The sequence below is a fragment of the Nitrosospira multiformis ATCC 25196 genome (genome assembly GCF_000196355.1).
GTDB lineage: Bacteria > Pseudomonadota > Gammaproteobacteria > Burkholderiales > Nitrosomonadaceae > Nitrosospira > Nitrosospira multiformis.
On record NC_007614.1, the window covers coordinates 2,669,055 to 2,692,026 of the forward strand.

Annotated in this window: 23 protein-coding genes and 1 tRNA gene; 4 read left to right on the forward strand and 20 right to left on the reverse strand. The window is 58.9% G+C overall.

Features of this window, described 5'->3' with window-relative positions:
• Positions 1-35: 35 nt before the first annotated feature.
• The 5 genes from NMUL_RS12215 to groES all read right to left on the reverse strand — a co-directional run bounded on the left by NMUL_RS12215 (position 36) and on the right by groES (position 4,223).
• Positions 36-120, reverse strand: a tRNA-Leu gene (locus tag NMUL_RS12215).
• A gap of 115 nt (positions 121-235) precedes the next feature.
• Positions 236-982 carry a YciK family oxidoreductase gene (locus tag NMUL_RS12220; protein ID WP_011381636.1) on the reverse strand — a complete coding sequence of 249 codons (747 nt, stop codon included), beginning with the start codon at positions 980-982 and terminating at the stop codon, positions 236-238.
• Between the two features lie 119 nt (positions 983-1,101).
• Positions 1,102-1,944 (reverse strand): presqualene diphosphate synthase HpnD, encoded by an 843-nt coding sequence (gene hpnD / locus NMUL_RS12225; protein WP_011381637.1) that lies wholly within the window; start codon positions 1,942-1,944, stop codon positions 1,102-1,104.
• A 277-nt stretch (positions 1,945-2,221) separates the two neighbouring features.
• On the reverse strand, positions 2,222-3,880 hold the full coding sequence (gene groL, locus NMUL_RS12230) for a chaperonin GroEL (RefSeq protein ID WP_011381638.1): 1,659 nt from the start codon (positions 3,878-3,880) through the stop codon (positions 2,222-2,224).
• A gap of 52 nt (positions 3,881-3,932) precedes the next feature.
• The gene (gene groES, locus NMUL_RS12235) at positions 3,933-4,223 is read right to left on the reverse strand and encodes a co-chaperone GroES (protein ID WP_011381639.1); all 291 of its coding nucleotides are present in this window, start codon (positions 4,221-4,223) and stop codon (positions 3,933-3,935) included.
• A gap of 309 nt (positions 4,224-4,532) precedes the next feature.
• Here groES and NMUL_RS12240 point away from each other — a divergent pair, with 309 nt between their 5' ends.
• Positions 4,533-4,940 carry a hypothetical protein gene (locus tag NMUL_RS12240; RefSeq protein ID WP_011381640.1) on the forward strand — a complete coding sequence of 136 codons (408 nt, stop codon included), beginning with the start codon at positions 4,533-4,535 and terminating at the stop codon, positions 4,938-4,940.
• Positions 4,941-4,952: 12 nt separating this feature from the next.
• Here the strand turns inward: NMUL_RS12240 and NMUL_RS15470 are convergent.
• Positions 4,953-5,710, reverse strand: a protein-coding gene (locus NMUL_RS15470) for an IS5 family transposase (RefSeq protein ID WP_148235532.1) whose coding sequence is annotated in 2 segments (ribosomal slippage) — positions 4,953-5,377 and positions 5,377-5,710 — 759 coding nt in all. Because the reading frame shifts where the segments join, the coding sequence is not laid out codon by codon here.
• A gap of 495 nt (positions 5,711-6,205) precedes the next feature.
• Here NMUL_RS15470 and NMUL_RS12255 point away from each other — a divergent pair.
• A complete protein-coding gene (locus NMUL_RS12255; protein ID WP_238529817.1) occupies positions 6,206-6,868 on the forward strand; it encodes a methyltransferase family protein in 663 nt (220 codons plus the stop codon).
• Positions 6,869-7,083: 215 nt separating this feature from the next.
• The gene (locus NMUL_RS12260) at positions 7,084-8,520 is read left to right on the forward strand and encodes a cyclic di-GMP-binding domain-containing protein, MshE-related (protein ID WP_011381642.1); all 1,437 of its coding nucleotides are present in this window, start codon (positions 7,084-7,086) and stop codon (positions 8,518-8,520) included.
• 145 nt (positions 8,521-8,665) lie between these two features.
• Here NMUL_RS12260 and NMUL_RS12265 read toward each other — a convergent pair whose 3' ends face one another.
• The 14 genes from NMUL_RS12265 to NMUL_RS16035 all read right to left on the reverse strand — a co-directional run bounded on the left by NMUL_RS12265 (position 8,666) and on the right by NMUL_RS16035 (position 21,598).
• Entirely contained in the window at positions 8,666-9,853 is a 1,188-nt protein-coding gene (locus NMUL_RS12265; protein ID WP_011381643.1) for a LytR C-terminal domain-containing protein, read from the reverse strand.
• A 17-nt stretch (positions 9,854-9,870) separates the two neighbouring features.
• Positions 9,871-10,812, reverse strand: a complete 942-nt coding sequence (locus NMUL_RS12270; RefSeq protein ID WP_011381644.1) for a type II secretion system F family protein — start codon at positions 10,810-10,812, stop codon at positions 9,871-9,873.
• A gap of 42 nt (positions 10,813-10,854) precedes the next feature.
• Entirely contained in the window at positions 10,855-11,826 is a 972-nt protein-coding gene (locus tag NMUL_RS12275) for a type II secretion system F family protein (protein ID WP_011381645.1), read from the reverse strand.
• A gap of 17 nt (positions 11,827-11,843) precedes the next feature.
• Positions 11,844-13,202, reverse strand: coding sequence for a TadA family conjugal transfer-associated ATPase (locus NMUL_RS12280; protein ID WP_011381646.1), 1,359 nt, complete (start codon positions 13,200-13,202; stop codon positions 11,844-11,846).
• Between the two features lie 28 nt (positions 13,203-13,230).
• The gene (locus NMUL_RS12285; RefSeq protein ID WP_238529818.1) at positions 13,231-14,472 is read right to left on the reverse strand and encodes a CpaE/TadZ family protein; all 1,242 of its coding nucleotides are present in this window, start codon (positions 14,470-14,472) and stop codon (positions 13,231-13,233) included.
• A gap of 8 nt (positions 14,473-14,480) precedes the next feature.
• Positions 14,481-14,942, reverse strand: coding sequence for a TadE/TadG family type IV pilus assembly protein (locus NMUL_RS12290; protein ID WP_041352603.1), 462 nt, complete (start codon positions 14,940-14,942; stop codon positions 14,481-14,483).
• Positions 14,942-15,484 carry a TadE/TadG family type IV pilus assembly protein gene (locus tag NMUL_RS12295; RefSeq protein ID WP_238529819.1) on the reverse strand — a complete coding sequence of 181 codons (543 nt, stop codon included), beginning with the start codon at positions 15,482-15,484 and terminating at the stop codon, positions 14,942-14,944. The genes NMUL_RS12290 and NMUL_RS12295 overlap by 1 nt, the downstream gene beginning before the upstream one ends.
• 11 nt (positions 15,485-15,495) lie before the next feature.
• Entirely contained in the window at positions 15,496-16,797 is a 1,302-nt protein-coding gene (locus tag NMUL_RS12300; protein WP_041353263.1) for a pilus assembly protein TadG-related protein, read from the reverse strand.
• 65 nt (positions 16,798-16,862) lie between these two features.
• On the reverse strand, positions 16,863-17,252 hold the full coding sequence (locus NMUL_RS12305; RefSeq protein WP_011381651.1) for a hypothetical protein: 390 nt from the start codon (positions 17,250-17,252) through the stop codon (positions 16,863-16,865).
• 7 nt (positions 17,253-17,259) lie between these two features.
• The gene (locus NMUL_RS12310; RefSeq protein WP_011381652.1) at positions 17,260-18,984 is read right to left on the reverse strand and encodes a type II and III secretion system protein family protein; all 1,725 of its coding nucleotides are present in this window, start codon (positions 18,982-18,984) and stop codon (positions 17,260-17,262) included.
• Positions 18,981-19,790 (reverse strand): Flp pilus assembly protein CpaB, encoded by an 810-nt coding sequence (gene cpaB, locus NMUL_RS12315; protein WP_041352604.1) that lies wholly within the window; start codon positions 19,788-19,790, stop codon positions 18,981-18,983. The genes NMUL_RS12310 and cpaB overlap by 4 nt, the downstream gene beginning before the upstream one ends.
• Before the next feature lie 247 nt (positions 19,791-20,037).
• Positions 20,038-20,622: an A24 family peptidase gene (locus NMUL_RS12320; RefSeq protein ID WP_011381654.1), complete on the reverse strand. Its 585-nt coding sequence runs from the start codon at positions 20,620-20,622 to the stop codon at positions 20,038-20,040.
• A gap of 136 nt (positions 20,623-20,758) precedes the next feature.
• Positions 20,759-20,941, reverse strand: a complete 183-nt coding sequence (locus NMUL_RS12325) for a Flp family type IVb pilin (protein WP_011381655.1) — start codon at positions 20,939-20,941, stop codon at positions 20,759-20,761.
• Between the two features lie 507 nt (positions 20,942-21,448).
• Positions 21,449-21,598, reverse strand: a complete 150-nt coding sequence (locus NMUL_RS16035) for a hypothetical protein (protein ID WP_167535589.1) — start codon at positions 21,596-21,598, stop codon at positions 21,449-21,451.
• Positions 21,599-21,607: 9 nt separating this feature from the next.
• Between NMUL_RS16035 and bioA the strand changes: the two genes are divergently transcribed.
• On the forward strand, positions 21,608-22,930 hold the full coding sequence (gene bioA, locus NMUL_RS12330) for an adenosylmethionine--8-amino-7-oxononanoate transaminase (RefSeq protein WP_011381656.1): 1,323 nt from the start codon (positions 21,608-21,610) through the stop codon (positions 22,928-22,930).
• The last annotated feature ends 42 nt before the right edge of the window (positions 22,931-22,972 follow it).

Genomic DNA, 22,972 nt, shown 5'->3' on the forward strand with positions numbered 1-22,972 from the left:
GTTCATCACGCATTGCTCAGACCTGTTCACATCCCTGGTGCGAAAGGGGGGACTCGAACCCCCACACCTTTCGGCGCCAGAACCTAAATCTGGTGCGTCTACCAATTCCGCCACTTTCGCAGGCTTTTCATTCCGAACTGGACACAATTATACCCGTTTCTCCCTCCGACAGCAGCCATGCGCCTCGGGCAAGTTTGGCGGCATGGAGGACAGCGTCGCGACGGGCAGTAACACCCTAGCAGAATATCGTTTGGCCACTGACCGCTTTGCTGTCAGGACCCATGAGATACAAATAGCAGGACATCAGCTCCTGCGGCTGGCTCAAACTCTGCTTGACTTCACCCGGGTGCGTTCTGGTTCGCTGGGGCGTATGCACAGGCCCTGGAATCAAGGTATTGATACGCAGAGTGGGAAGGATTTCCCACTCCTGCGCCTGGATCTTGACCAGCGCCTCCACTCCTGCCTTGGCTACCGCGAAACCACCCCAGTAGGCGGCGGGAACATGTCCGTGCGCATCGGATGTCATAATGACGCTTGCATCGGGGGAAGCTTTCAGCAGCGGAAGGCAGGCGCGGGTCAAGGCAAACGGCGCAATGAGGTTGACGCGCAGCAAGGCGAGCCATTCTTCCAGCGTCTGCGTCTCCAGCGGTGTCAGGTTGAATAATAACGCCGCATTATGCAGAATGCCATCCAGCCTGCCTAACTGCAATTTAATGGCATGGGCAATAGCGGCAAAATCCTTGTCCCCCGCTTTTTCCAGATCCAGCGGAAAAATTGACGGCTGAGCCCCGCCTCCTGCCTCGATTTCGTCATAGACGCTTTCCAGTTTCTTCACGTTCCGACCGTGCAAGATAACCGTGGCGCCATGGGCAGCATATGTCAACGCGGCCGTTCGACCGATACCCTGACCCGCGCCGGTAACCAGGATCACACGATCCTTGAGCAGGTCGTTCGGTGCAATGTAGTTTTTCAAATCGTTCATAGAAGATACTTACGGCTAGATACTTACGGCTGGAAACAAATTCCGTTAAGAGGTTGCTCCCGGTTTACAGCGATGAAGGCTCCATGGAAAGTGCCTTTGGGTAGCGCGGGAATAACGCTTCATCCTTTCATCCAGGTTTTCCATGCTATCCAGAGCTTACGCAGCGGCGTGAGGCTTATACGCTGCCGCATCACATGACATCCATCAGCCTTGATCTCCTTCAGCAAGGCCTGATAGATCGCCGCCATGATGATCCCGGAACGCTGGCTTTTGCGATCCTCCTCCGGCAGCGCCGCAAAAGCGTTTGCATAATAACTTTCCGCCCGGTCGATCTGAAATTCGATTAAACGCCGGAAATTGTCTGTTTCACGCGACTGGAGTATATCTTCATTGCTCACCCCGAAGCGCGCGAGCTCGTCCTGAGGCAGATAAATACGGTCGCGCCGGGCATCCTCGCCGACGTCGCGTATGATATTGGTAAGCTGGAATGCCAGCCCGAGATCCTGGGCATATTCGAGCGTTTTCGGATTGCGGTAGCCGAATATCTCAGCGGAGCATAATCCCACTACGCTTGCCACATGGTAACAGTAGTGCCGAAGGGTATCGAAATCTGCGTAGCGGTTATAATCGAGATCCATTTCCATACCGTCTATGATCTCGTTCAGACGGTCTGCGGTCAGATTGAACGTGCTTGCCACGCCTGCCAATGCCTGTGCCACGGGGTGGCTGGGCTTGTTTCCCCCTGCATCGAAGATCGCAGCAACTTCCTGTCGCCACCATGCAAGCTTTACTCGCGCTACTGATGCTTCCGTACACTCGTCCACGACATCGTCCACCTCTCGACAAAAAGCGTAGAGTGCAGTAATGGCACGACGCCTCTCAGGGGGCAGATAGAGAAAGCTGTAGTAGAAGCTCGAACCGCTTTGAACAGCTTTTTCCTGGCAATACTGGTCAGGTGTCATGATAAATTATTAAAAAGGCGATAATTTGTCATCGCTGAGCCCTCGCTGAAGCAAAAAAAGCACATTATCTCATCAATCACACTTGTCGCTGCGTTCCCCGGACAAAACCCGTTCAACCAGTCGACAATCAGCCCGTTGTAGAGTGTCCAGATGGATTTCTGCAGGAATACCATGGGAATGCTGGCTGACGCACCGCCTCCGATAATAAAAAACCCCGCAGCCGCGGGGTTTTTTATTGCACAGCTTATTGCACGATTGGTGCAGCGGTCGGCAAACCTTACATGTCCATGCCGCCCATGCCACCCATGCCACCCATACCGCCCATGCCTCCGCCCATACCGCCGCCGGCACCCTCTTCCTTGGGCACTTCCGCTACCAGCGCATCCGTGGTGAGCATCAGACCTGCGATAGAAGCAGCATGCTGCAAGGCATAACGCGTCACTTTGGTGGGGTCGAGCACACCCATTTGAACCATGTCACCATATTCACTGCTGGCCGCGTTATAGCCGAAGTTCTCCGTTCCTTCCAGAACCTTGTTGATGACCACGGAAGGCTCATCACCGCAGTTGGCAACGATCTGACGCAAGGGCTCTTCCAGGGCACGCAGAACGATCTTGATTCCGGCATCCTGGTCATGGTTGTCGCCTTTCAGGTTCGACACCGCGCTACGGGTGCGCAGGAGCGCGACACCGCCGCCGGGAACGATACCTTCTTCCACCGCAGCCCGGGTAGCATGCAACGCATCTTCCACCCGCGCTTTTTTCTCCTTCATCTCCACTTCTGTCGCAGCGCCCACTTTGATCAACGCCACGCCGCCGGCCAGCTTCGCCACGCGCTCCTGCAGTTTCTCCTTATCGTAGTCGCTGGTCGCTTCTTCGATCTGGGCGCGGATCTGCTTCACACGGCCTTCGATGTTCTGGGTATCCCCGGCGCCGTCGATGATGGTAGTTTCCTCCTTGCCGACTTCCACCCGCTTGGCTTGCCCCAGTTCCGCCAGGGTCGCCTTTTCCAGCGAGAGGCCCACTTCTTCGGCAATCACCGTACCGCCGGTGAGAATGGCGATATCCTCGAGCATGGCTTTGCGGCGGTCACCAAAGCCGGGCGCTTTCACTGCGCAGGTCTTGAGAATGCCGCGGATGTTGTTGACCACCAGCGTGGCGAGCGCTTCACCATCGACATCTTCAGCGATGATCAGCAACGGCTTGCCGGCCTTCGCCACCTGTTCCAGTACTGGCAGCAAGTCACGGATGTTGGAGATTTTCTTGTCGTGCAAGAGGATGAACGGGCTTTCCAGCAGTGCGATCTGCCTGTCCGCATTGTTAATGAAGTAGGGCGACAGGTAGCCACGATCGAACTGCATGCCTTCGACTACTTCCAGTTCGTTTTGCAGCCCGGAACCGTCCTCCACGGTGATGACACCTTCCTTGCCAACTTTTTCCATTGCATCAGCAATGATCTTGCCGATTTCGGGATCGGAATTGGCGGAAATGCTGCCGACCTGCGCGATTTCCTTGCCGGTGGTGCAGGGTTTGGAAAGTTTCTTCAGTTCCTCAACCGTGGCGACGACCGCCTTGTCGATTCCCCGCTTGAGATCCATGGGATTCATCCCGGCGGCGACGTACTTCATGCCTTCCTTGACAATGGATTGCGCCAGAACGGTAGCCGTGGTCGTGCCGTCACCGGCAACATCGGAAGTCTTGCTGGCGACTTCCTTTACCATCTGCGCACCCATGTTCTCGAACTTGTCTTTCAGTTCGATTTCCTTCGCTACTGAAACTCCATCCTTGGTGATGGTGGGCGAGCCGTAGGAACGCTCCAGGACGACATTACGCCCCTTGGGTCCGAGAGTGACTTTTACCGCATCGGCCAGGATGTTGACTCCATTCACCATCTTGTGGCGAGCTGAATCGCTGAATTTAACCTCTTTCGCTGCCATAATCCGTTTCTCCTAATTTCCAGAAAATATTGTGCAAGACGTCTTGCGAAAATTAACCTTCAACAACGCCCATGATGTCTTCTTCGCGCATCACCAGAAGTTCTTCTCCCGATATCTTCACGGTCTGTCCGGAATATTTGCCGAACAATACCTTATCGCCGACTTTCACTTCCAGCGGACGGACATTGCCGTCGTCGCCGACCTTGCCTTTACCTACCGCGATAATTTCGCCCTGATCCGGCTTCTCCGCAGCGCTGTCAGGTATGACAATACCGGATGCGGTCTTGCGCTCTTCTTCCAGCCGCTTGACGATGACGCGGTCGTGTAAGGGACGAATCTGCATGTTTTCTTCTCCTGTGTTTTAAAAAATTAAAACGAATGAAATCCTTCGGGATTGCCGCTGGCATGGGGTTTCCCGAGCCATTTACCGAAATTATTAGCACTCAATGCCAATGAGTGCTAATAATAGGGCTTGCGAAGCCGAATTTCAAGTGGATGACGAGCTCCGCGTACAACTTTTTTCCATTCTCTGCACCCTCCGATGACTTCGCCTATTATTGAATGGGAATGACCTCAGCCTGTCCCTTGAATTCCTTTCCTAGAGCGAAAACCACTGATTCTCTCAGTTCATCTTCAGTAAAAGGAGGCAAACATGCAAGCTACACAGCCTACGACTCAGTCCACCCAGACACCAAACCTATATCAGCTGAGCGGCAAAAACCTCAACATCACCTATTCGACCAGCGGCATAGATGGCAAGCCGCATTTCAGCTATCAGGATTTGCAACAAACGCTCGACTTTACCGGCGATGAAATCCGAAGTGTGGAAACTGAAATCGGCACGCTTGTCAGCGTTACAATCCGAATGACGGTGGATACAGGAGGAACTACTTTCAGCCTTTTGCTGCCTCGCATACATATACCCGGAGAGCAAACGGTTCCTGTACAAACCATCGGTATCACTACTCTCCATCGATTCTCTGTCCTTCCGATAAGCGGACAGCGCGATTTCTACACCGTAACCCGTCTTCACGGGTCGGCGGGACGGGTGTTCTTCTAGGCTCAGGACTCATTAATTGAGATAGAAGATGACAGTTGCGGCGATACAGATGGCAGAGAAGAAGGTATGGGCACAGCGGTCGTAACGCATGGCGATCCTGCGCCAGTCCTTGAGCCGAGCGAACATGTTCTCGATCCTGTGCCTTTGCCTGTAGAGGGTCTTGTCGTATTTGATCTGGATTTTGCGATTCCTTTTTGTCGGTATGCAGGGCGTCATGCCTTTGGCACGCAACGCTGCCCGGAACCAGGCAGCGTCATAGCCGCGGTCTGCAATCAGGGTTTTGGCTTTGGGCAATGACGGCAGCAGCACACGTGCTCCCTTGTAATCGCTCATCTGCCCTTCGGACAGGAGCATGGCCACAGGCTTGCCCTGACCGTCGCAGACCACATGAAGCTTCGAGTTCAGGCCGCCCTTTGTGCGACCGATACGGCGGGGAACATCCCCTTTTTTAGCAGGCTGGCTGCCGTGCGGTGGGCCTTCAGATGCGTGGCGTCGATCATCAGCCTCTCGGGCGTTTCCTCTTTACCGGTCAGTTCCACAAAGATGCGGTTGAACACGCCCAGTCGGCTCCAGCGCACGAAACGGTTATACAGTGTCTTGTGCGGCCCGTATTCCCTGGGGGCATCCTTCCATTGCAGGCCATTCCGAATGACGTAGATGATCCCGCTGATCACCCGCAGATCATCAACACGGGGAACTCCGTGGGACAAGGGAAAATAAGGTTTTATACGGTTGAACTGTGTTTCCGACAGGTAAAACAAATCTCTCATGGCAGCACCTCCGCCATAAGTGAATCACATTTGATCCTATTCGTGAATCATGAAATTAATAGGTCCTGAACCTAGATGTTTTCTACGTTTCTGCTACGTTTTTGTCCCGCTGCATGACGGTATGAAGTATTGCCATATAGCGGGACAAAACATTCATATAAGCTGAGCGCTTACGCAAACCCATTAGAAATTCCCACTCTCCTTTCAACATCCCCCCAACTCCATCTGCTTGACAAGGCGATTACTCAACCTTGCGGAGCTTGTCAGCGCCACTTCCCTGGCGAATTCCTGTACTTCAGTACGATGGACAGGGCGCCGGGGACATTTCTAGAATGAGAACTCATATTCAGGAGGAATGCGGTGATTCCTGCGCTGTCCGCCGTTGCCGGATGCAGCTTGCGGGGCTGCTGCTTGCTGGCGGAGCCATGGCGTTTCCTCCCTTGAATACACGAATATATCGAACACATTCCAACTCATCAAACACAAGGATTTGCCATGTCAGCTCGAATCGACGGTCGCCAAAGGGGTAAAGCGGGCATGACCCCATTGTCAAAAATACTGCACTCCCAACGGTTCCATATATACAGCGGCGTGCTGCTGGCAACGTTATTTGGATTCTTTGCCTGGGCGCACTTCAACAAGTACCTGGAAACTGGGGAATGGACACTGTTGCTGGTCATCCTTTCCGAAACCCTGACGACGGGATTCTTTATCTTCCGCAGCACTCCGCGAACTGTTTCCGTGGCGCTGTCCGACTGGCTGGTCGCTATCGCCGGTTCCTTCGCGCCGCTGTTGCTCCGCCCTGCAACCTGGGGGGTGTTTCCTGCCGCGAGCAGCCTCATTGCGCTCGGCACCCTGCTACAGATCGTCAGCCTGCTGTCCCTCAATCGCAGTTTTGCGCTCGTCGCGGCCAAGCGTGAAATCAAGACGGCCTGGATGTACGGAATCGTGCGCCATCCGCTCTATGCCTGTTATTTTCTCGTGTTTGGCGGCTACGTGCTGGTGCATACGACACTTACAAATGTGCTTATCTTTGCGGCGACCATGGGATTTCTCTGGGTGCGGATCCAACGCGAGGAAAGACATCTTGCATTGGACCCGGCCTACCGCACTTACATGCTCCGGGTACCTTACCGGCTCGTGCCGTTCGTGTTTTAGCCGCCAGCGGACATAATTGGTGAAAATACATTGGTGAAAATACGAATGGATCGCTCCATGTTTTCATCCTGCCGCTTATATTCCCGGCCAAACAGTGGATGACTGCCCGATCATGAAAGGGGGCTCCCTATCCTCCCCGGGGTACGGTTCAAGCCCACAAATAACGGAATTTCGAATCAGGATTATCACGATTTTTAAGGCTCTTAAGACTCTATATGGCAAACCCTATCGGTGAACTGCTGGTTCGCGAAGGCCTGATCTCGTCTGCCCAACTGGCGCAGGCGGTTGCCCGCCAGAGGCAGGACAACGGCCGGCTGGGGGATATCCTCGCCTCGCTTGGCTTTCTCACGGCAAACCAGTTTCGCCAGTTCTTCCAACCTGTTCCGCAGGTCCCGGTGAAGGTGGCGGACACGGGGCTGAGTGAAGCTTTTCTCACCGACCTGCTGCTCAAGGCCGCCTATCTCGAGGCCGGCACATTCTCCTTGCAGCAGATCTCCGATACGCTCTCTCTCCCGTTCAGTGTCGTCGATGAACTGGCGGAACTGATGAAGGCGGATCAACTGGTCGCCATCCGTTCAGCCACCGGCTACAGCCGGGCCTCCCATGTTCTCGAACTGACCAAGCGCGGGCGGGAAAGAGCGGAAGCCGCCCTCGACACCAGCCGTTATGTGGGCGCGGCGCCCGTCCCTTTGCGGGACTACAGCCGCGCCGTGGCACGGCAATGCGTCCGTCAGGTGGAAGTGGACGATCAATGGATACGCGACTCCCTCAAGCACATGGTCATCGGCGAGAGAATGCTCAACCAGCTGGGCCCGGCGTTTGGTTCGGGGCGGTCCATCTTCTTCTATGGCCCCCCCGGAACGGGAAAAACGAGCATTACCGAAATACTGGGCCGTGCGTTGCCGGGACACATCTATATCCCGCAGGCGATAGAGATCAGCGGCCAGGTGATTCGCCTGTTCGATCCCTCAATTCACTTCAGCGTGGAAGATGAATCCCCGGAAGACCCCGGGCTTGACCTGAGCCGGAGCGTGAAGCATGACCTCCGCTGGAAAAAATGCCGGCGCCCTGTGGTGATGGTAGGCGGAGAGCTGACGCTCGACATGCTCGACCTGCGTTATGACGCCAGCAGCAAATTCTATGAAGCTCCGATCCAGATGAAAGCCGGAAACGGCGTATTCATCCTTGATGACTTTGGCCGCCAGCAGGTGGAACCGCGCCAGCTGCTCAATCGCTGGATCATCCCCCTTGAGCGCGGTACCGATTTCCCCACGCTCCATACCGGCCTGAAATTCGAGATACCCTTCGACCAGATCACGGTTTTCTGTACCAATCTGCGCCCGGGGGATCTGGTCGATGAGGCGTTTTTGCGCCGTATTCGCCACAAGATACAGGTGCAGTACCAGACCGAAGACGAGTTCAGGGAAATCCTGCGGCGCGTGTGCGAGGGCCAGGGAATCGCTTACGACGCGGAAGCGGCCGAATATCTGCTGGATAATCATTACCGCAAGGCCGGGCGGCCGCTAACGGGCAGCCATCCGCGGGATCTGGTGGAACATATCGTGGATCGCGCGCGTTTCATGCGGCGGCATCCGGAATTGACACCCGAGACTGTGGACCTGGCCGCAGCCAGCTACTTCGTGGAGATGTGACGAAGGGTTGGAGATGTAACGAAGGTCCTTGGCGGAGCACTCGGCGCGCAGAGGGCAGCCGCCGCATCTGCACGCCCCTCACATCTGCCCATGGCTCGGACTCCGCGATACCCTGTGCTCTCTGGAGCGCCTGCTGCGCCTTGCTTTACTCGACGGCTCCGGCAGTTCCTTGCGCAATCTGCACTTTTTGCGGACTCTCCAGGTGAGCTACCTGGCGCACAGCGTCCTTGCCCAGCATCACCCGCACATGAATGTCCCTGCGGAGATTATAACTCTCCACTGTGGGGACCCCGCTCCCCCCTGGCATCAACCGGCTGATCTCCTCGGCCACTCCGGAATGGCCCGGCCGATAGTGTATTTCCGTCAGGGCCTGCTGATACGGCTGCCGGTCGGTGAGGCGTGCCCTGGCGAACCCGTTCTGCTGCAGAAAATCGGATACCTGCCTGGCCATGCCGGGTAAGCCATTGCCATTCGAGACCTCGATGCGGATGTCCTGGCCGGAAAACTTGCCCGAATCCTGCGGGGGAGCGGTCCTGCCGATGATTTTACCCGAAGGCATGGCTGTCATCGCCTCCGTTTCGGCCATCCGGAACTCGAACACACCGGGTGTAACCTGCAGCAGTCGCGCTGCGGCGCTGCATGACAACTTCTGTTTCTCGCCCGGTGCGGCTGCCATGGGAGGCGATATGGCCGATATGGCAGCAGAAGGAATACCAGCGGGAGTACCGGCAGGAGTGCCGGGAGCAGGCGTTGGTATGGGTGCCGTGGGGGGTGCCTTGGTGGCTCCCACAGGGGCTCCAGAGGGTGCCACGGTCAGCGCAGCAGCCTTGTCGTGCAGTCCCGCCTTTTTGTAGACGGCGGCGAGGTGGCGTCGCGCCCGCTGGTTGTGAGGCTCGAGCAACAGCGCCCGCTCGAACGCTGACACGGCTTCAGCTTCCTGTCCGTGCACCAGGTGGGCATAGCCTAGATTATTGTGCAGATGGGCGGCCAGGGGGGCCATCCCGATCGCTTTCCGGAAATACTGCAGCGCCAGTTCATGCCGGTCCAGAAGGCAATGGGCCACGCCCAGGCCATTGTGCGCCTCGACATGACGAGGGTCTGCCTCCAGCGCCTTCTCGTAGGCTGCAATGGCTTCCGCATAGTCGACCTTGGCCTGGTAATATCGTCCAAGCTGATACAGCGCGTCCGCACTGCGAATCGCGTGGCGGACTTCCATCACCGGCTTGACGTTAACAGCCTGCCCGGCCTTGTTCTGATACCACGGATACAACGTGCACCCGCTCATGAGCGATACGCAACCCATCGCCCATGCAAGCTGCTTGATTCTGAACATGATCAGTTCTCCGCTCGTTACTGACCCCCGAGAGTGGGGAGCAGCACCCGATAGATGTTGATGAAAGCCGGCCCCATCAGCACCAGCAGGAGTGACGGGAAGATAAAGAAAATCAGCGGAAAGAGCAGCTTGAGCGCGATTTTGGCCGCAGCTTCTTCCGCCCGTAGCCGACGGGTGGTGCGCAGCGTATCTGAATGGACGCGCAGGGAAGCGGCGACACTGGTGCCGAAGCGGTCGGCCTGGACCAGCATGGAAACCAGGGCCTCGATTTCTTCGACGCCGGTGCGCATGGCAAGGTTGCGCAGCGCCTGCTCCCGCGTCCTGCCGGCGCGCAGCTCCAGGCTTACCAGGTGAAGCTCGCTGGCGAGGGCCTTGCTCCGAAGGCGCATTTCTTCCGCCACCCGCACCATGGCGGCATCCAATCCCAGTCCCGCTTCAACGCATACTGTCATGAGATCGATGGCATCCGGAAAACTCTCGAACAGCTCCCGTTTGCGCTGTAAAACCAGGCGCCCCAGCACCAGGTTGGGCAGGTAATAGCCGAATGCCGCCAGACTCAGCAGGGCGAACAGGGCGGCATTGACATCCAGCTCCAGGCGGCCGATGCCGACGTAAAGCAGGAAAATCGCCGGTAACGCCAGCGCCAGCCCTGTCTTGGCCGCGAAATACACCATGGGCACGGAGCGCGCATGGTAGCCCGCGTGCATGAAGCGCGTGCGCAGCACCGAGGTTTCCCAGCCCTCGCTGGGGAGGGCCAGCTTGGCCAGCGGACCCGCCAGATTGACCATGGTCCGTTCCCAGCCGTCCCCGGCCTTCTGCTGCGAGGGGGAGTTCCCCGCGGCCACCTGCTCGAGGCGGGTTTTGGTGGGACGCGGCGCCAGCGCCCGCATCACCCCGAACGCGGCTCCGGCCACCGCGATGAAAATCACCGCCAGGTAGGCGATTTGCACAGGTGTCATGTCTCGATTATCCTCATTTTTGGCATTGTGAGTGAAGCTGCTTCATACCCGAATCTTGATGATGCGCGACATGACGAAGATACCGATCACCATCATCCCCAGTGCCGTTCCCACCATCATCACTCCTATGGGGTCGGTCCACAATACCGTCAGGAATCCCGGGTTGACGAGATTGATCATCAAGGCAGTAGCAAACGGCAGGCAGGAAAGAATCCAGGCCGACAATCGCCCTTCGGCCGAAAGCACGCGGATTTTTCCCAGTAACGTCAGACGCGCGCGGATCAATCCGCTGATCTTGTCGAGCAGCTCCGCCAGATTGCCGCCGCTTTCGCGCTGGATCAGCACGGCGATGACAAAATAGCGCAGGTCGGTGATGGGCACCCGCGTAGCAAGGTTCATGAGCGCGTCCTGCACCGAGACACCGAAATTGATCTCGTCGAATGTCAGGCGAAATTCGTCGGCAGCCGGCTCGGGTCCGTCGGTGGAAGCCATCTGCAGCGCCCCGGAAAAGGCGTGGCCCGCCTTCAGCGCGCGCGCCATCAGGTCGATCACTTCCGGCAACTGCCGCTCGATTTTCTCCAGGCGCTTGCGTTTGGCGCTGAGCGTGAAAAACAGGGGCAGCACGCTTCCCGTCGCCCCGCACAACAGCGTGACCGCAAACGGCAGGCCCAGCAACGCGGCGCACGCCATTCCCCCGAGGGCGGTCATCGCCGTGTAGCCCAGGAAATGGGTCACCATCAGGGACATGCCGGATTGCTGCAACAGGCGGTCGAGGCTGTGAATGCGTGGAATCTGCAGCAGGAAGCGCTCCAGCGCCGGCGAATTGCTCAGCAGCCGCTGCTTCATCAGCCCGGTTTCGGCGTCCCCCCATCCCGCGGAAACCGCCTGCAAACGCTCCTGGATGCGCTTTGCTTCCGGCCCGCGGTGCGCGTGCCAGGCCAGGTAGCCTCCTTCCAGCAGCAGCACGACCGCAAGGAAGCAGAATATGAGAAACAGATAGTAAAGAATGTCCATTCCCGTCTCCTCGCCCCCTATGTATACCGGCGCGAGGGATCGAACAGCTCCTCGCGCAGCGGTATCCCATGCACACGCAGTCGCTCGGCGAACTTGGGGCGGATGCCGGTGGCGCGGAAATGGCCCTGCACGGTTCCGTCCGCCGCGATACCCGTCTGCTCGAAAGCATAGATTTCCTGCATCGTGATAATGTCCCCCTCCATGCCGGTGATTTCCTGGATGCTCGTCACCTTGCGTTTGCCGTCAGTCAGGCGCAAGACCTGGATCACCACCCAGATGGCCGAACTGATCTGGTGGCGGACCGCCTTGATGGGCAGGTTCAACCCGGCCATGTTCACCATGTTTTCAACCCTGCCCAGGGCATCCCTCGGCGTATTCGCATGGATCGTGGCCATGGAACCTTCGTGACCGGTGTTCATGGCCTGCAGCATATCCAGCGCCTCGGCTCCGCGCACTTCCCCTATGATCACCCGGTCGGGGCGCATGCGCAGGCTGTTCTTCACCAGCGCCCGTTGCGAGATTTCCCCCTTGCCCTCGACGTTGGGCGGGCGCGTCTCCAGCCGCACCACGTGGGGCTGCTGCAGCTGCAGCTCGGCCGCGTCCTCGATGGTCACGATCCGTTCGGAGGACGGAATGAAACCGGACATGATATTGAGCAGCGTGGTCTTGCCGCTGCCGGTGCCGCCGGAAATGAGTATGCTGCACTTGCCCTTGACCAGTCCGCTGATGATCTCGCCCATTTCCGGGGTCAGCGACTTGTACGCCATGAGATCGTTCATCTTGAGCGGCTTGACGGAAAAACGCCGGATCGAAAGCAGCGAGCCATCGATCGCCAGGGGCGGAATGATGGCATTGACGCGTGAACCGTCGGGCAGACGCGCATCGACCATGGGACTGGACTCATCCACGCGCCGCCCGACACGCGACACGATCCTGTCAATGATCTTTCGCAAGTGCTTTTCGTTGGCAAAGTGGGTGTCGGTCAGTTCCAGACGTCCCCGCCGCTCGACATAGACCTGCCGATGGGTATTCACCAGGATGTCGGAAATGGTCGGGTCTGCCAGCAAGGGCTCGAGCGGACCCAGGCCGAGCACTTCGTTCTGGATGTCGCGGACGATGCCCTGCCGCTCCGCCTCGTTGATGGGGACGGATTCCTCGACCAGCAACCGCTCCACCAGGTTCCTGATCTCCATCAGCAGGCGTTCAGCCGGCAGGCTTTCCATGACTGCCAGATCCACCCGATCGAGCAGCTTCTGGTGGACGCGGGCCTTCAATTCCTCATAGGCGGGGATATCGTGCAGGGCCGTGACCGGCGCGGGATGATGCTCAGCCAACCCGGTTTCCTTCACGCTCTGGAGACGTTCTCGTATCGACATGACTGTCAGTCCATAAAATCGGGGTTATCTAGAATGCAAACAATTTCCTGAGCAGGTTTCCCTGGCCGGCGCCCCGGCATAGTTCATGCGCAATCTCCTGCAGCGATTTCGCCACCGGACTGCGGGGAGCGAGCTTGGTCGCGGGGATGCCCTGATTGACCGAACCAGTAACAACGGCGTAATCGTTCGGCACCACCTTGAATATCTTCAGGTTCAAAGTACTCTCGATGTCATCGAGAGTGATATCGGCATTTTTCTTGTAGCGGTTCACGATCAGCCGTATCTTTTCATCCGGATAGTTCAATGCGGCAAATGCGGCCGACATGCGTCTGGCGTCCCGGATGGAGGGGAGGGTCTGCTGCAGTACCGGGAAAATCAGATCGGCGCGATCCAGCGCCTGGATCGAAATCGCATCCAGTTCGCGCCCCACATCCAGGATCACGAAGTCATAATGTTTCATGGCGACCTGGAAGAGCGGATTGATGTGCTCCGACCTTATCTCCGCGGCCTTTTCCGGACTTTCCGGCGCAGCCAGCATGCCGAAATTCGGCAATACCTGGATCATGCTCGAGTTGAGGAATGAGCCGTCCAGCCGCTGGATCTGGCGAGCCACATCGGCAATCGAAGTAGCGGGCGGGCCATCCTGCACGAACAGCGAGGCATCGCCAAACTGCAGGTTGAAATCGAACAAGGCGACCCGCTTGTTTTCCTGCGCGGCCAAGGCATAGGCAATGTTGGTCGCAAGAAACGTGGCGCCGCTGCCGCCTTTGCAGGGAATGAATGCCAGTACCTTGCACTCGTGCATCGGCATCCGCGACAGCGCAATTCTCTGCTGGAAGCGCTCGACGGCGTCGATCACCCCGTGGCGGGTCAACGGCGTCGGCAACACTTCGCGAACGCCGGCGCGCATGACTTCGATGAGCAGTTCGGGAGGCTGGGCCGGGCACAGCATCACCACGCCCACATCGGGAAAACGGGAGGTGACGCGATTGAGTGTCTCCAGTTCCATGGAACTGAAGTATTGCCCCTCCAGCATCAGCAAATCAGGCTGTTCCTGCTCCGCCACGGCCGCAACCTGCTGCACCCCCCCGATCAGGCTGATCAGCGGATAGGACTTGTCTGCTTCGGCCAGAAATCTCTGGATCGTGCTGGGATATTGCGAGTCTTGCGCGACGACGGCGATCTTCAATTTTTTGCCTTCCCTTGTTTTTTCCTGGTTGAATTTCGTGGCTATCTTTCCTGGCTGTCTTTCCTGCTGAGTTTTCATCATTCTCCCGGTCAGCTGCAATCCGGATTGGCCTCGCCCCCGGCATCCATGCCCATGCTTTCGCGCGGGAGGGTCGTGGCGAAGGGAGGCATGCTGAGATTCAGCGGCACAAACGGGATGAATGTTGAAACATTCAGGCCGGTGATGCTGACGGTAACCGACCGGCATGAACTGGCGTCGCAGCCGGATGGGTCGTATGAAATCTCGATGGTGCCCGGTGTCAGGATGCTGAGCATGTTGCCCATGCGGGTCTTGATGATGGCCGCATCCTTGGCGCACACTACCGCCAGCCTCGCCCCGAGCCGCGTGGCCTCGGTCGCGGTATTCCAGTAGAACAACACGCGGCCCATTTCGATGATCCCGAACAGCAGGATAAACAGAAGCGAAGCAATGAGCGCAAATTCGACCGCGGCGGCGCCCCGTTGCCGGAACCGGTTCGCGTGCGACAATCGGCAAGAGCGTCGCGCATTCATCACAGCTGCCTCATCGTGGCGTGGATATCGCTGAACGGAATGGTGTCCGCGGCGGCGCCAAACAATCGGGCCGGATTGAAGACAAAATTGAAGACATACCCCGTGATCCTGACCTCGACCAATGTAACCGACGTGCCTGCGGCGGTAGTGGTGGCGCTGGACGCAATCGTCACCATCCCGGTCGTCAGACCGGGCGCCAGAGCCGGCCCGCTGCAACTGATGTTGCCATGCACCGCCAGGCATCGGGCCTCTTCCAGCACTGGCCCGTAAGAAGCCGGGTCTGCAGGATTGTGGTGCGACAGCAGGCGCGCCGCATCGCGCACCGTCTTGACGAGCGTGTTGTACTGGTACAGCGCGCGGCCGTATTCGGCGATGCCGAACGCCAGCAGCAGCAGGGGAACCAGCAGCAGGGCGAACTCCACTGCAACAGCGCCGCGCATCTCCCTCAGTTTCGTTCCTTGCTTCGTTCCCCTGCCGGGGCGCGGAAATGCCCGCCCGTTGTATATGCTTCTGTCGTATTCCTGCTTATCCAGAGTGGTCATCACAGTAATCCTCATCGCACCAGCACCGGGACGAGGGGTCCGCCGGCGGCGGGCCCGCCGGGTACGCCGGAACTCGCGCAGGGGCTGCCCTCGTCGTCCGACCGCCCGAGGTATTCGAGATACATGCGAGTTGCGCCGGTTCCGGTACCTCCCGCGTTGGTATTGATCGGATGCAGCATCAGGATGCAGGCCCATGACTGCACGGGCGCCACTGTGGAACCGCCAGTAAAACCGCTGCAGTCGAGCACAGCGGCAGTCGCGAGCCGGCGGTCTCCGCCGCGTGCTTGGAGGGTGGCCGAGTTGATGACCGTTCCATTCGTGCGCAACCCGGTAGTGGTGTCCCCCTGGTAGGGCGCATACACCGCCCGTTTGCTCCTGAAATCGGCAAACGCATTGAATTTGGAAGGCCAGCTTCCCGCGGCATCGGTATAGGCGCGACCGGTGTAGTCCGGCACCGATTCCCCCTGCTTGACGCTCCCCTGGTAGATGCCAAAACGGCTGTTCCAGTGGGCTCCGAGCGAAGACATGACGCCCGCTTCGCCGACCTCGGTCCCCAGGGCGGGGAGATTGCACACACCCGGACCCGTCAGGATGCCCCCCAGTTCGGACGCCCCGCCGCCGGGCGGCGTGTAATCCACCCACATGAAATTTCCCGTCAGATTGCCATTTCCGCCGCCTGATTTACCGGGACCTATCACGCTCTGCAGCCAGGTACCCCTCGGTGTCGCGGGCGTGATCGCGCTGCTGCAGATGCCTACCGGAATGGCGCAAGAGGTAACCTGAGAGGGTGTGCGGGTGGCCACTGCGGTGGCCGCCACTGCCTGGTTGCCGATCGTCACTCCCGGCAGAAGGTTGAGCACCTGAATGAACCAGTTGGCAATTCCGGTTCGTTGCACCGTGCAGCGCGCGTACTGCATGAGCACGGCTTCCGCCGGACCGATTGCGGCCTTGGCCTGGTAGACACCGTTGAGTGTCTGGCTGAATGTCACGCTGTCGTCAACGCCCAAGGCAATCATCTCATCCTGGAAGAGGACATCGTGGCGCATGCCTGCGGTCATTCCCGCCGCTTCGGCCAGGACGAGTTGATTGGTATTCGCCCCGTTGAGCTCCCGTGCTGCCGCCAATGCGCAGGCATCGGCGCTGTTCTGCAGCTCCGACTTGGCTACGTAGAGCTTGCCCAGATCCAGTGCCAGGCCGGCAAAACCCACCAGGACGACCAGCGACAGGGCCACGATGATGGCGACCACGCCCTTTTCCTGGCGGCAGCCCGGATGGTTCCGGTTTCTCCGTAACCTGTCTGAAACCCGTTTCATGGCCTTGTCCATTATCTACTGTCGCACTGTCCTGACTTCAAACGCGCTCGCCCCGGCGAATGACATTACCTGCCGTACATTCCGCCGCCACCCCCGCCGCCGCTTCCGGCCCTGCCGCTGCCAACGTTTACCACGCCGCCTGACAAGGCCGGCCGCGGATTCACGTACGATTCACGGTAGCTGTCCACCGCAGCGTCGCCGGCCTGCCCGTCGATTCCCCTGACTGGAGCGTTATCGTGGGAGGCATTGGGATTGGCGATCTGCTGGGTCCGGGCGATGTTCACGGCAATGCCGGACTGCGCGTCCAGCCGGGGGGTGGCAGGTATACATCCCGCCAGCGTGAGAGTGGCGATCACAACGGCTGCCAGAACGATTGCCCTGCCGGGGCGCAAGCTGGCTGGAGTGGCGGTTATCAGGTTTGTGTGCATGCTGGGTGCGTCCTCATCGTTTCTCATTTCATCCTCATTTCATCTCGAACCCGGCATCACGCCCGGGCTGGGGCTGTGGTTGGCCCTGTGGTTGGCCCTGTGGTTGGCCCGATAGTTGCCCCGAGGGTGGATACTGCGGAGGGTATTCCGATGCCGGCATGCCCTTGGGCAGCAGGCCCGTCGGCGAGCCTTCCATCCTCCCGTCGAACAGGAAGTCCGGTCGGTCAGGCTGGACGAAAGCATCGGTCGGCAGAGCGTAATCGGGTTGCAGCGGTTTGATCAGGCGCGGCGTCACCACCACCATGAGCTCGGTCTTGTCTTTCTGGAAATCGCTGCTGCGGAACAGGGCGCCGAGTATCGGAATCTCTCCCAGCACCGGGAAGCGCTTGATCGTTTCCTTGATGTTGTCCTGCAGCAGGCCGCCGATGGCCAGTGACTGGCCGTCGCGCAGCTGCACCGTGGTGGATACGCGCCGCGTCGTGAAGGTGGGTACAGCCAGCACTCCCCCAAGCCCGGTAGTGGCGATGGTGTCGAACTTGACCAGTTCCGTCACTTCCGGCGACACCACCAGATTGATGCGGCCCTCCTCCAGCACGGTGGGGGTGAACCGCAGGCCCACGCCGAACTGCCGGGACTGAAGGGTGATCACACCCGCGTATTGGGGAATGGGGATCATGACTTCCCCACCCACCAGGAAGCTCGCTTCCTGGCCGCTGATCGCCACGATGTTGGGTTCGGCCAGGATGTGGAAGAGTTCGTCCTTTTTCTCGGCATCGATCAGGAAAGCGTCGCCGATCTCGGGGGTGCCCCTTGACTGGAACAGCATGCCGGGCGCGCCGCCAATGATACCGGTCATGATCTGCGTCCAGGCGCTCCCGGCTTTTCTGGCCGCTCTCTGGAAATCGAAACCGAGCCTTTCCGCGACCTTGCGGTTGATCTCCGCCACCTTCACTTCGAGCATCACCTGCTGGTTGCTGCCCACCTGCAACAGATTGACCACCTGGACGCTGCCCAGCCCCTGGCCGGCGCCCTTGGGTTCGTCTCCTCCGCCCTGCCCGCCGGACGCGTCCCCGCCCTGCTTTCCGCCACGCTGCCCGCCTTGGCCCCCTGCCGCGGCGCGCACATAAGCATCCGCCAGCGCCACTGCCCGATCCGCTTTCAGCGTATCGGATACCGTGCCGGAGAGGACCAGCGAATCCCCCGCCGCAGTCACCTTGATGTCGGTTTCACCCGGCATGAGTTCCCGCAGCTTGGCTTGCAGGGCCGCTGCATCCAGGATGACAGTGACATTGATGACGGCAGTCTGGCTACTTCCCGCTAGTCCGCCGCGGGTCCACAGAATGACGTTGGTCGTCCCGATCGACTTGCCCAGCACGTAGATTTCGCCCGGACTGATCAGCGTCACATCGGCCACGTCCGGATTGCCTACCGATATCCGCGTGACCGGGGCCGGCAGCCTGAGCAGGGCCGATTTGCCATAGGTCACATCCATGTCGGAGGCTGCGAGCAACCCTTCCACTGGCCCTGCCGGCTTCGCCGCGGCAACCATCGGCCGGCCCATCGCTTGACCCGCCGCGGTCTGATTCGCCGCGGAAAGCTCGCCACTCAGTCCCAGCGTTATCCCCAGCAGCACCGTGATCAGCGCCGCCCGCACGGGTGGGCGGGCAAAAGCGGGGGTTCGACGGAAAGCGACGACATCTGACGTAGTCATGGGCATCGGGATGACAGAAAATCTGTTCAGGGAGAGCTGCGACTTCATCGGGTTTCCTTTTCCACGGGTTTTGCTTCAGTTCTTTCAATGCCACGGATGATTTCCACGCCGGCCCTGGGGGTGGCCACCGGAGTACGCCGGACAGGGGCTGGAGCGGGCTCGGAATGCAGTTTCAGCAGATCCCGGGTGCGCACTCCCGCAGTGGTGCCGGGGCTCTTGTCGATCTGGTTGCGCAGCACCAGCGACAGGGTGCCGATGCTGCGCGCGAGGTCGAGTTTTTCCGCTTCCTGCGGCGTCACTTCCAGCGTCACGGCGGTGACCGCCTTAGGCTTGGTTTCATCCCGGCCCAGGTCCTGTCCCACTGCCAGCACAAGAATGCGCTCCAGCACGATCTTGGAAATGGGCTTGTCGTTTTCATCCTTGGCGTTGACCAGGATATCCACGTTGTTGCCGGGCAGCGCGAATCCGGCGAGGCCGACGATCTCGTTGACTTTCACCGTGATGGCGCGCTTGCCTTCGGCAATCACGCCCGACAATCCTCCCGCAGCCCCCTGCGGCGCCAGCTTGGCTTCCAGCAGGGGCTCGCCGCGGACCAGGTTGACCTTGACCACGCGTGTATCCAGCAGCTTTGCGTCCTGAAAGGACCCCTCCGGCACCGTTGCGCGCGGCCAGTCTGACGGCTGCAGCATATCCGGCGTCAGCCGGGTGCCGACGTCGATATCGCGCGAAGCAACGATCACGGTGGCGGCATCCACGCTCGCGCGGTCGATGATCCACCTGCCGGCGACCACTACCGCGGCCAATCCCAGCAGCAGCGAGATCACGATCATCCATATCGCCCTCACGTTCTTCATTCAGTCATTTCCTTTTAGCTGACTTTCGCTGATAATCATTTCCGGGATCACCCAAGCTGCCTTCTCGTGATCCAGTCGCTCGATTCATTGATTCTCATATATGCAGATACCGACGCTCCGATAGCCCGCAAACCCATCAGAGCGCTCTTATACTTTCGCCCTGTACTTCGATTTGGTACTTTCGCTTTTGTACCTTGTACCTGTATTCCCGCATGCTCATCTGGCATACGTTTGTCAGTTCAGTTTTTCAGTTCCAGCGGACAATGGCGAGGTACGCCATCGTGCCGGCGGCGATGGCCACGCCATAGGGCAATGTGCCTGTGGATTCCGCGGCGGATTTTGTGTCAGATTCCGCGGCGGCGCCCCCGACAGCTTCACCGGGTTTTCCGCTCGCGGGCAGGCCCATCATTGTCGCGCCGGCGAGTGCTCCCAGCAGCATGACGTTTAGATTGCGCCACAGCAGGTGCAGCTTGCCTTCAAGCAAAGCAGCCGCCAGCGCCAGTACTCCGCCTGCCAGCAGGACGCACACCAGCGCGCCGACAGTTTCCTGCGCTCCGAGAAAGGCGCCAACCATGGCCATGAGCTTCACGTCGCCTGCGCCCATGGCTCGCAACAGGTAGAGCGGCAGCAGCAGCGCCAGACCCGTACCCAGTCCCGCCAGGGAGCCAAGGACACCCAGCCCGCCTGCTTCCTGCGGCAGCAGGGCATGCAGCAGCACGCCGATGATCGCACCCGGAAAAACCAGGGAGTTCGGTATGCGACGGCTGCGGATATCACTCCAGGCTGCTGCCAGCAACAGCAGCAGCAAAAATCCGATACTTAATGAATGCATGTGTTGATTCACGTTTGTTTAACTGCTTTCAACTATTGACCGCCCGGCACTGTGCCGGGCAGTACTTGAACTTCAATTGCAACTGCGCGAAGTTGCCAAGATAGCGGCTACTCGGCATTCTTATTGAAGTTTTCTTTTAGATCGCGCCTGAAAGCGCAGTGCTAATAGCCCCGAATACCAGGTTCAAATCCGTACCAACTTGTCGGACCGCAGTAATGATCGCTACTGCGATCAGGGCGGCGATCAAAGCATATTCAATAGCGGTCACGCCTTCTTCGTCGTTCAGGAACTGTTTCATGCCTTGCGCGATTTTGTTCATAATGTTTCCTCTTGTTTAGGTCATCAATAAAATCCGCCGGAACGTGGCGGAGGTTTTTCTCTGTACTGCGGGTGCCATTTTGCAAGTCGTCAGGTGCCCAGTCCATCGTACTGAAGTACACCTTGTACCAAGGTACAGGTCGCGTGATAACCAGTATTATTATGACGTAAACATAGCAGGGAGCCAGGGCCGCGGCCCGGTGCGGATGCTCTTCTTCCGCTTTCCTCCGGCTTTTCTTCCGGAGAGCTTCTACCCGCTCCATCTGGAACCTGTGCGCCGCATCCGCCCGTGCCCTCCCTCTCCTTTATGCTGATGAAATTATCGGGGCGGCAGCCTCCTGGCATTGAGGGAAACAGGGGGAGAAAGACGCGCCATCTCCGAAATTCGATAACAGGACGCGCATTGTCGGGCGAGCATCGAGCAACACGCGGGCCATCCCGCAGGAGGTGAATACGCATCGTGCCACTGACCGTTGGCAGGAGGCAGCATGACGTTTGTACTGCCTGTTCACGCGTATAGTGCGGCAAGGTATGATGTCGCCTTCGTGTTCCCTTGTATCCCATTGGTTCCACTGTTTTCCATTCCATTGCTTTCCGCTACCAGTTTCCCGCTTGCTTCCCCCATGATTGCCACCCGCAGATGAACGATGAGTCCCAATGAGTCCCAATGAGTCCCAAGAGTCCCCATGAAGCCTTGCGGCAACGCAGCCTGAAGTCGGTCTGGCATCCCTGCACCCAGATGAAGCGGCATGAATCGCTGGCGCTCGTCACCATCGCGCGCGCCGAAGGCGTGTGGCTATACGATGGTGAGGGCAGGCGGTACCTCGATGCCATCGGTTCCTGGTGGGTCAATCTGTTCGGTCATGCCAACCCGCGCATCAACGCAGCCATTCGCGAGCAGCTCGACCGTCTGGAGCATGTCATGCTGGCCGGATTCACGCATGAACCGGTGGTGGAATTGTCCGAGCGCCTCAGCAAGCTGGTATCGAACCAGCTGGGGCATTGCTTTTATGCGAGCGATGGTGCTTCCGCCACGGAAATTGCGCTGAAAATGAGTTTTCATTACTGGCACAACCTCGGCCGCCCTGAAAAGAATCATTTCGTCAGCCTGCAGAACGACTACCATGGCGAAACGCTGGGAGCGCTTTCGGTCACGGATGTAGCACTTTTCAAGGAAACCTATGCACCGCTCCTGCGGCCAGGCAGCCATGTTCCCACTCCGGACTGGCGCTATGCCTCCGAGGGCGAGTCGCCTCAGGAGCATGCCCTGCGCGCCGCTGCGGCGCTCGAGGCGCACCTTGCAGCGCATCATGCGGAAACTGCTGCACTCATTCTGGAACCGCTGATTCAGGGAGCGGCCGGCATGGGCATGTATCATCCTGATTATCTCCGGCGCGCGCGCGAACTCTGCGACCGGTATCAGGTGCATCTCATCGCGGATGAAATCGCAGTCGGATTCGGCAGGACTGGGACCCTGTTTGCCTGTGAGCAGGCAGGCATCCTGCCGGATTTCCTCTGCATCGGTAAGGGTTTGACGGCAGGTTATCTTCCTCTCTCGGTCGTGATGACTACCGAGGAAATCTACGCTGCCTTCTACGGCGACAACCCGGCGCGCGCCTTCCTGCATTCCCATACCCATTCCGGCAATGCGCTGGCCTGCCGGGCCGCGCTCGCGACGCTGGATATTTTCGAGCAGGACGGTATCATCGAGGCGAACCGTGGCAAGGCCCGCTATCTCAATCAGGCCTCCACACCCCTCGCAACGCATCCGCAGGTGCGGAACTTCCGCAATTGCGGAATGATCTGGGCGTTCGAAGTCGAGACTTCCGATCCGTCGTTTCCGGGAAAATTTTTCCAGGCTGCGCTCAGGCAGGAACTGTCCCTGCGGCCCTTGGGAAACACCGTCTACTTCATGCCGCCGTATGTCATCAACGAACAGGAAATGGACCTGCTGGTGGCGGGTACGCTGGCGGCGCTGGACGCATGGTGAAAACCCCCCGGTGAGGAAACGACGGAGGCGATGAAGTGGCTG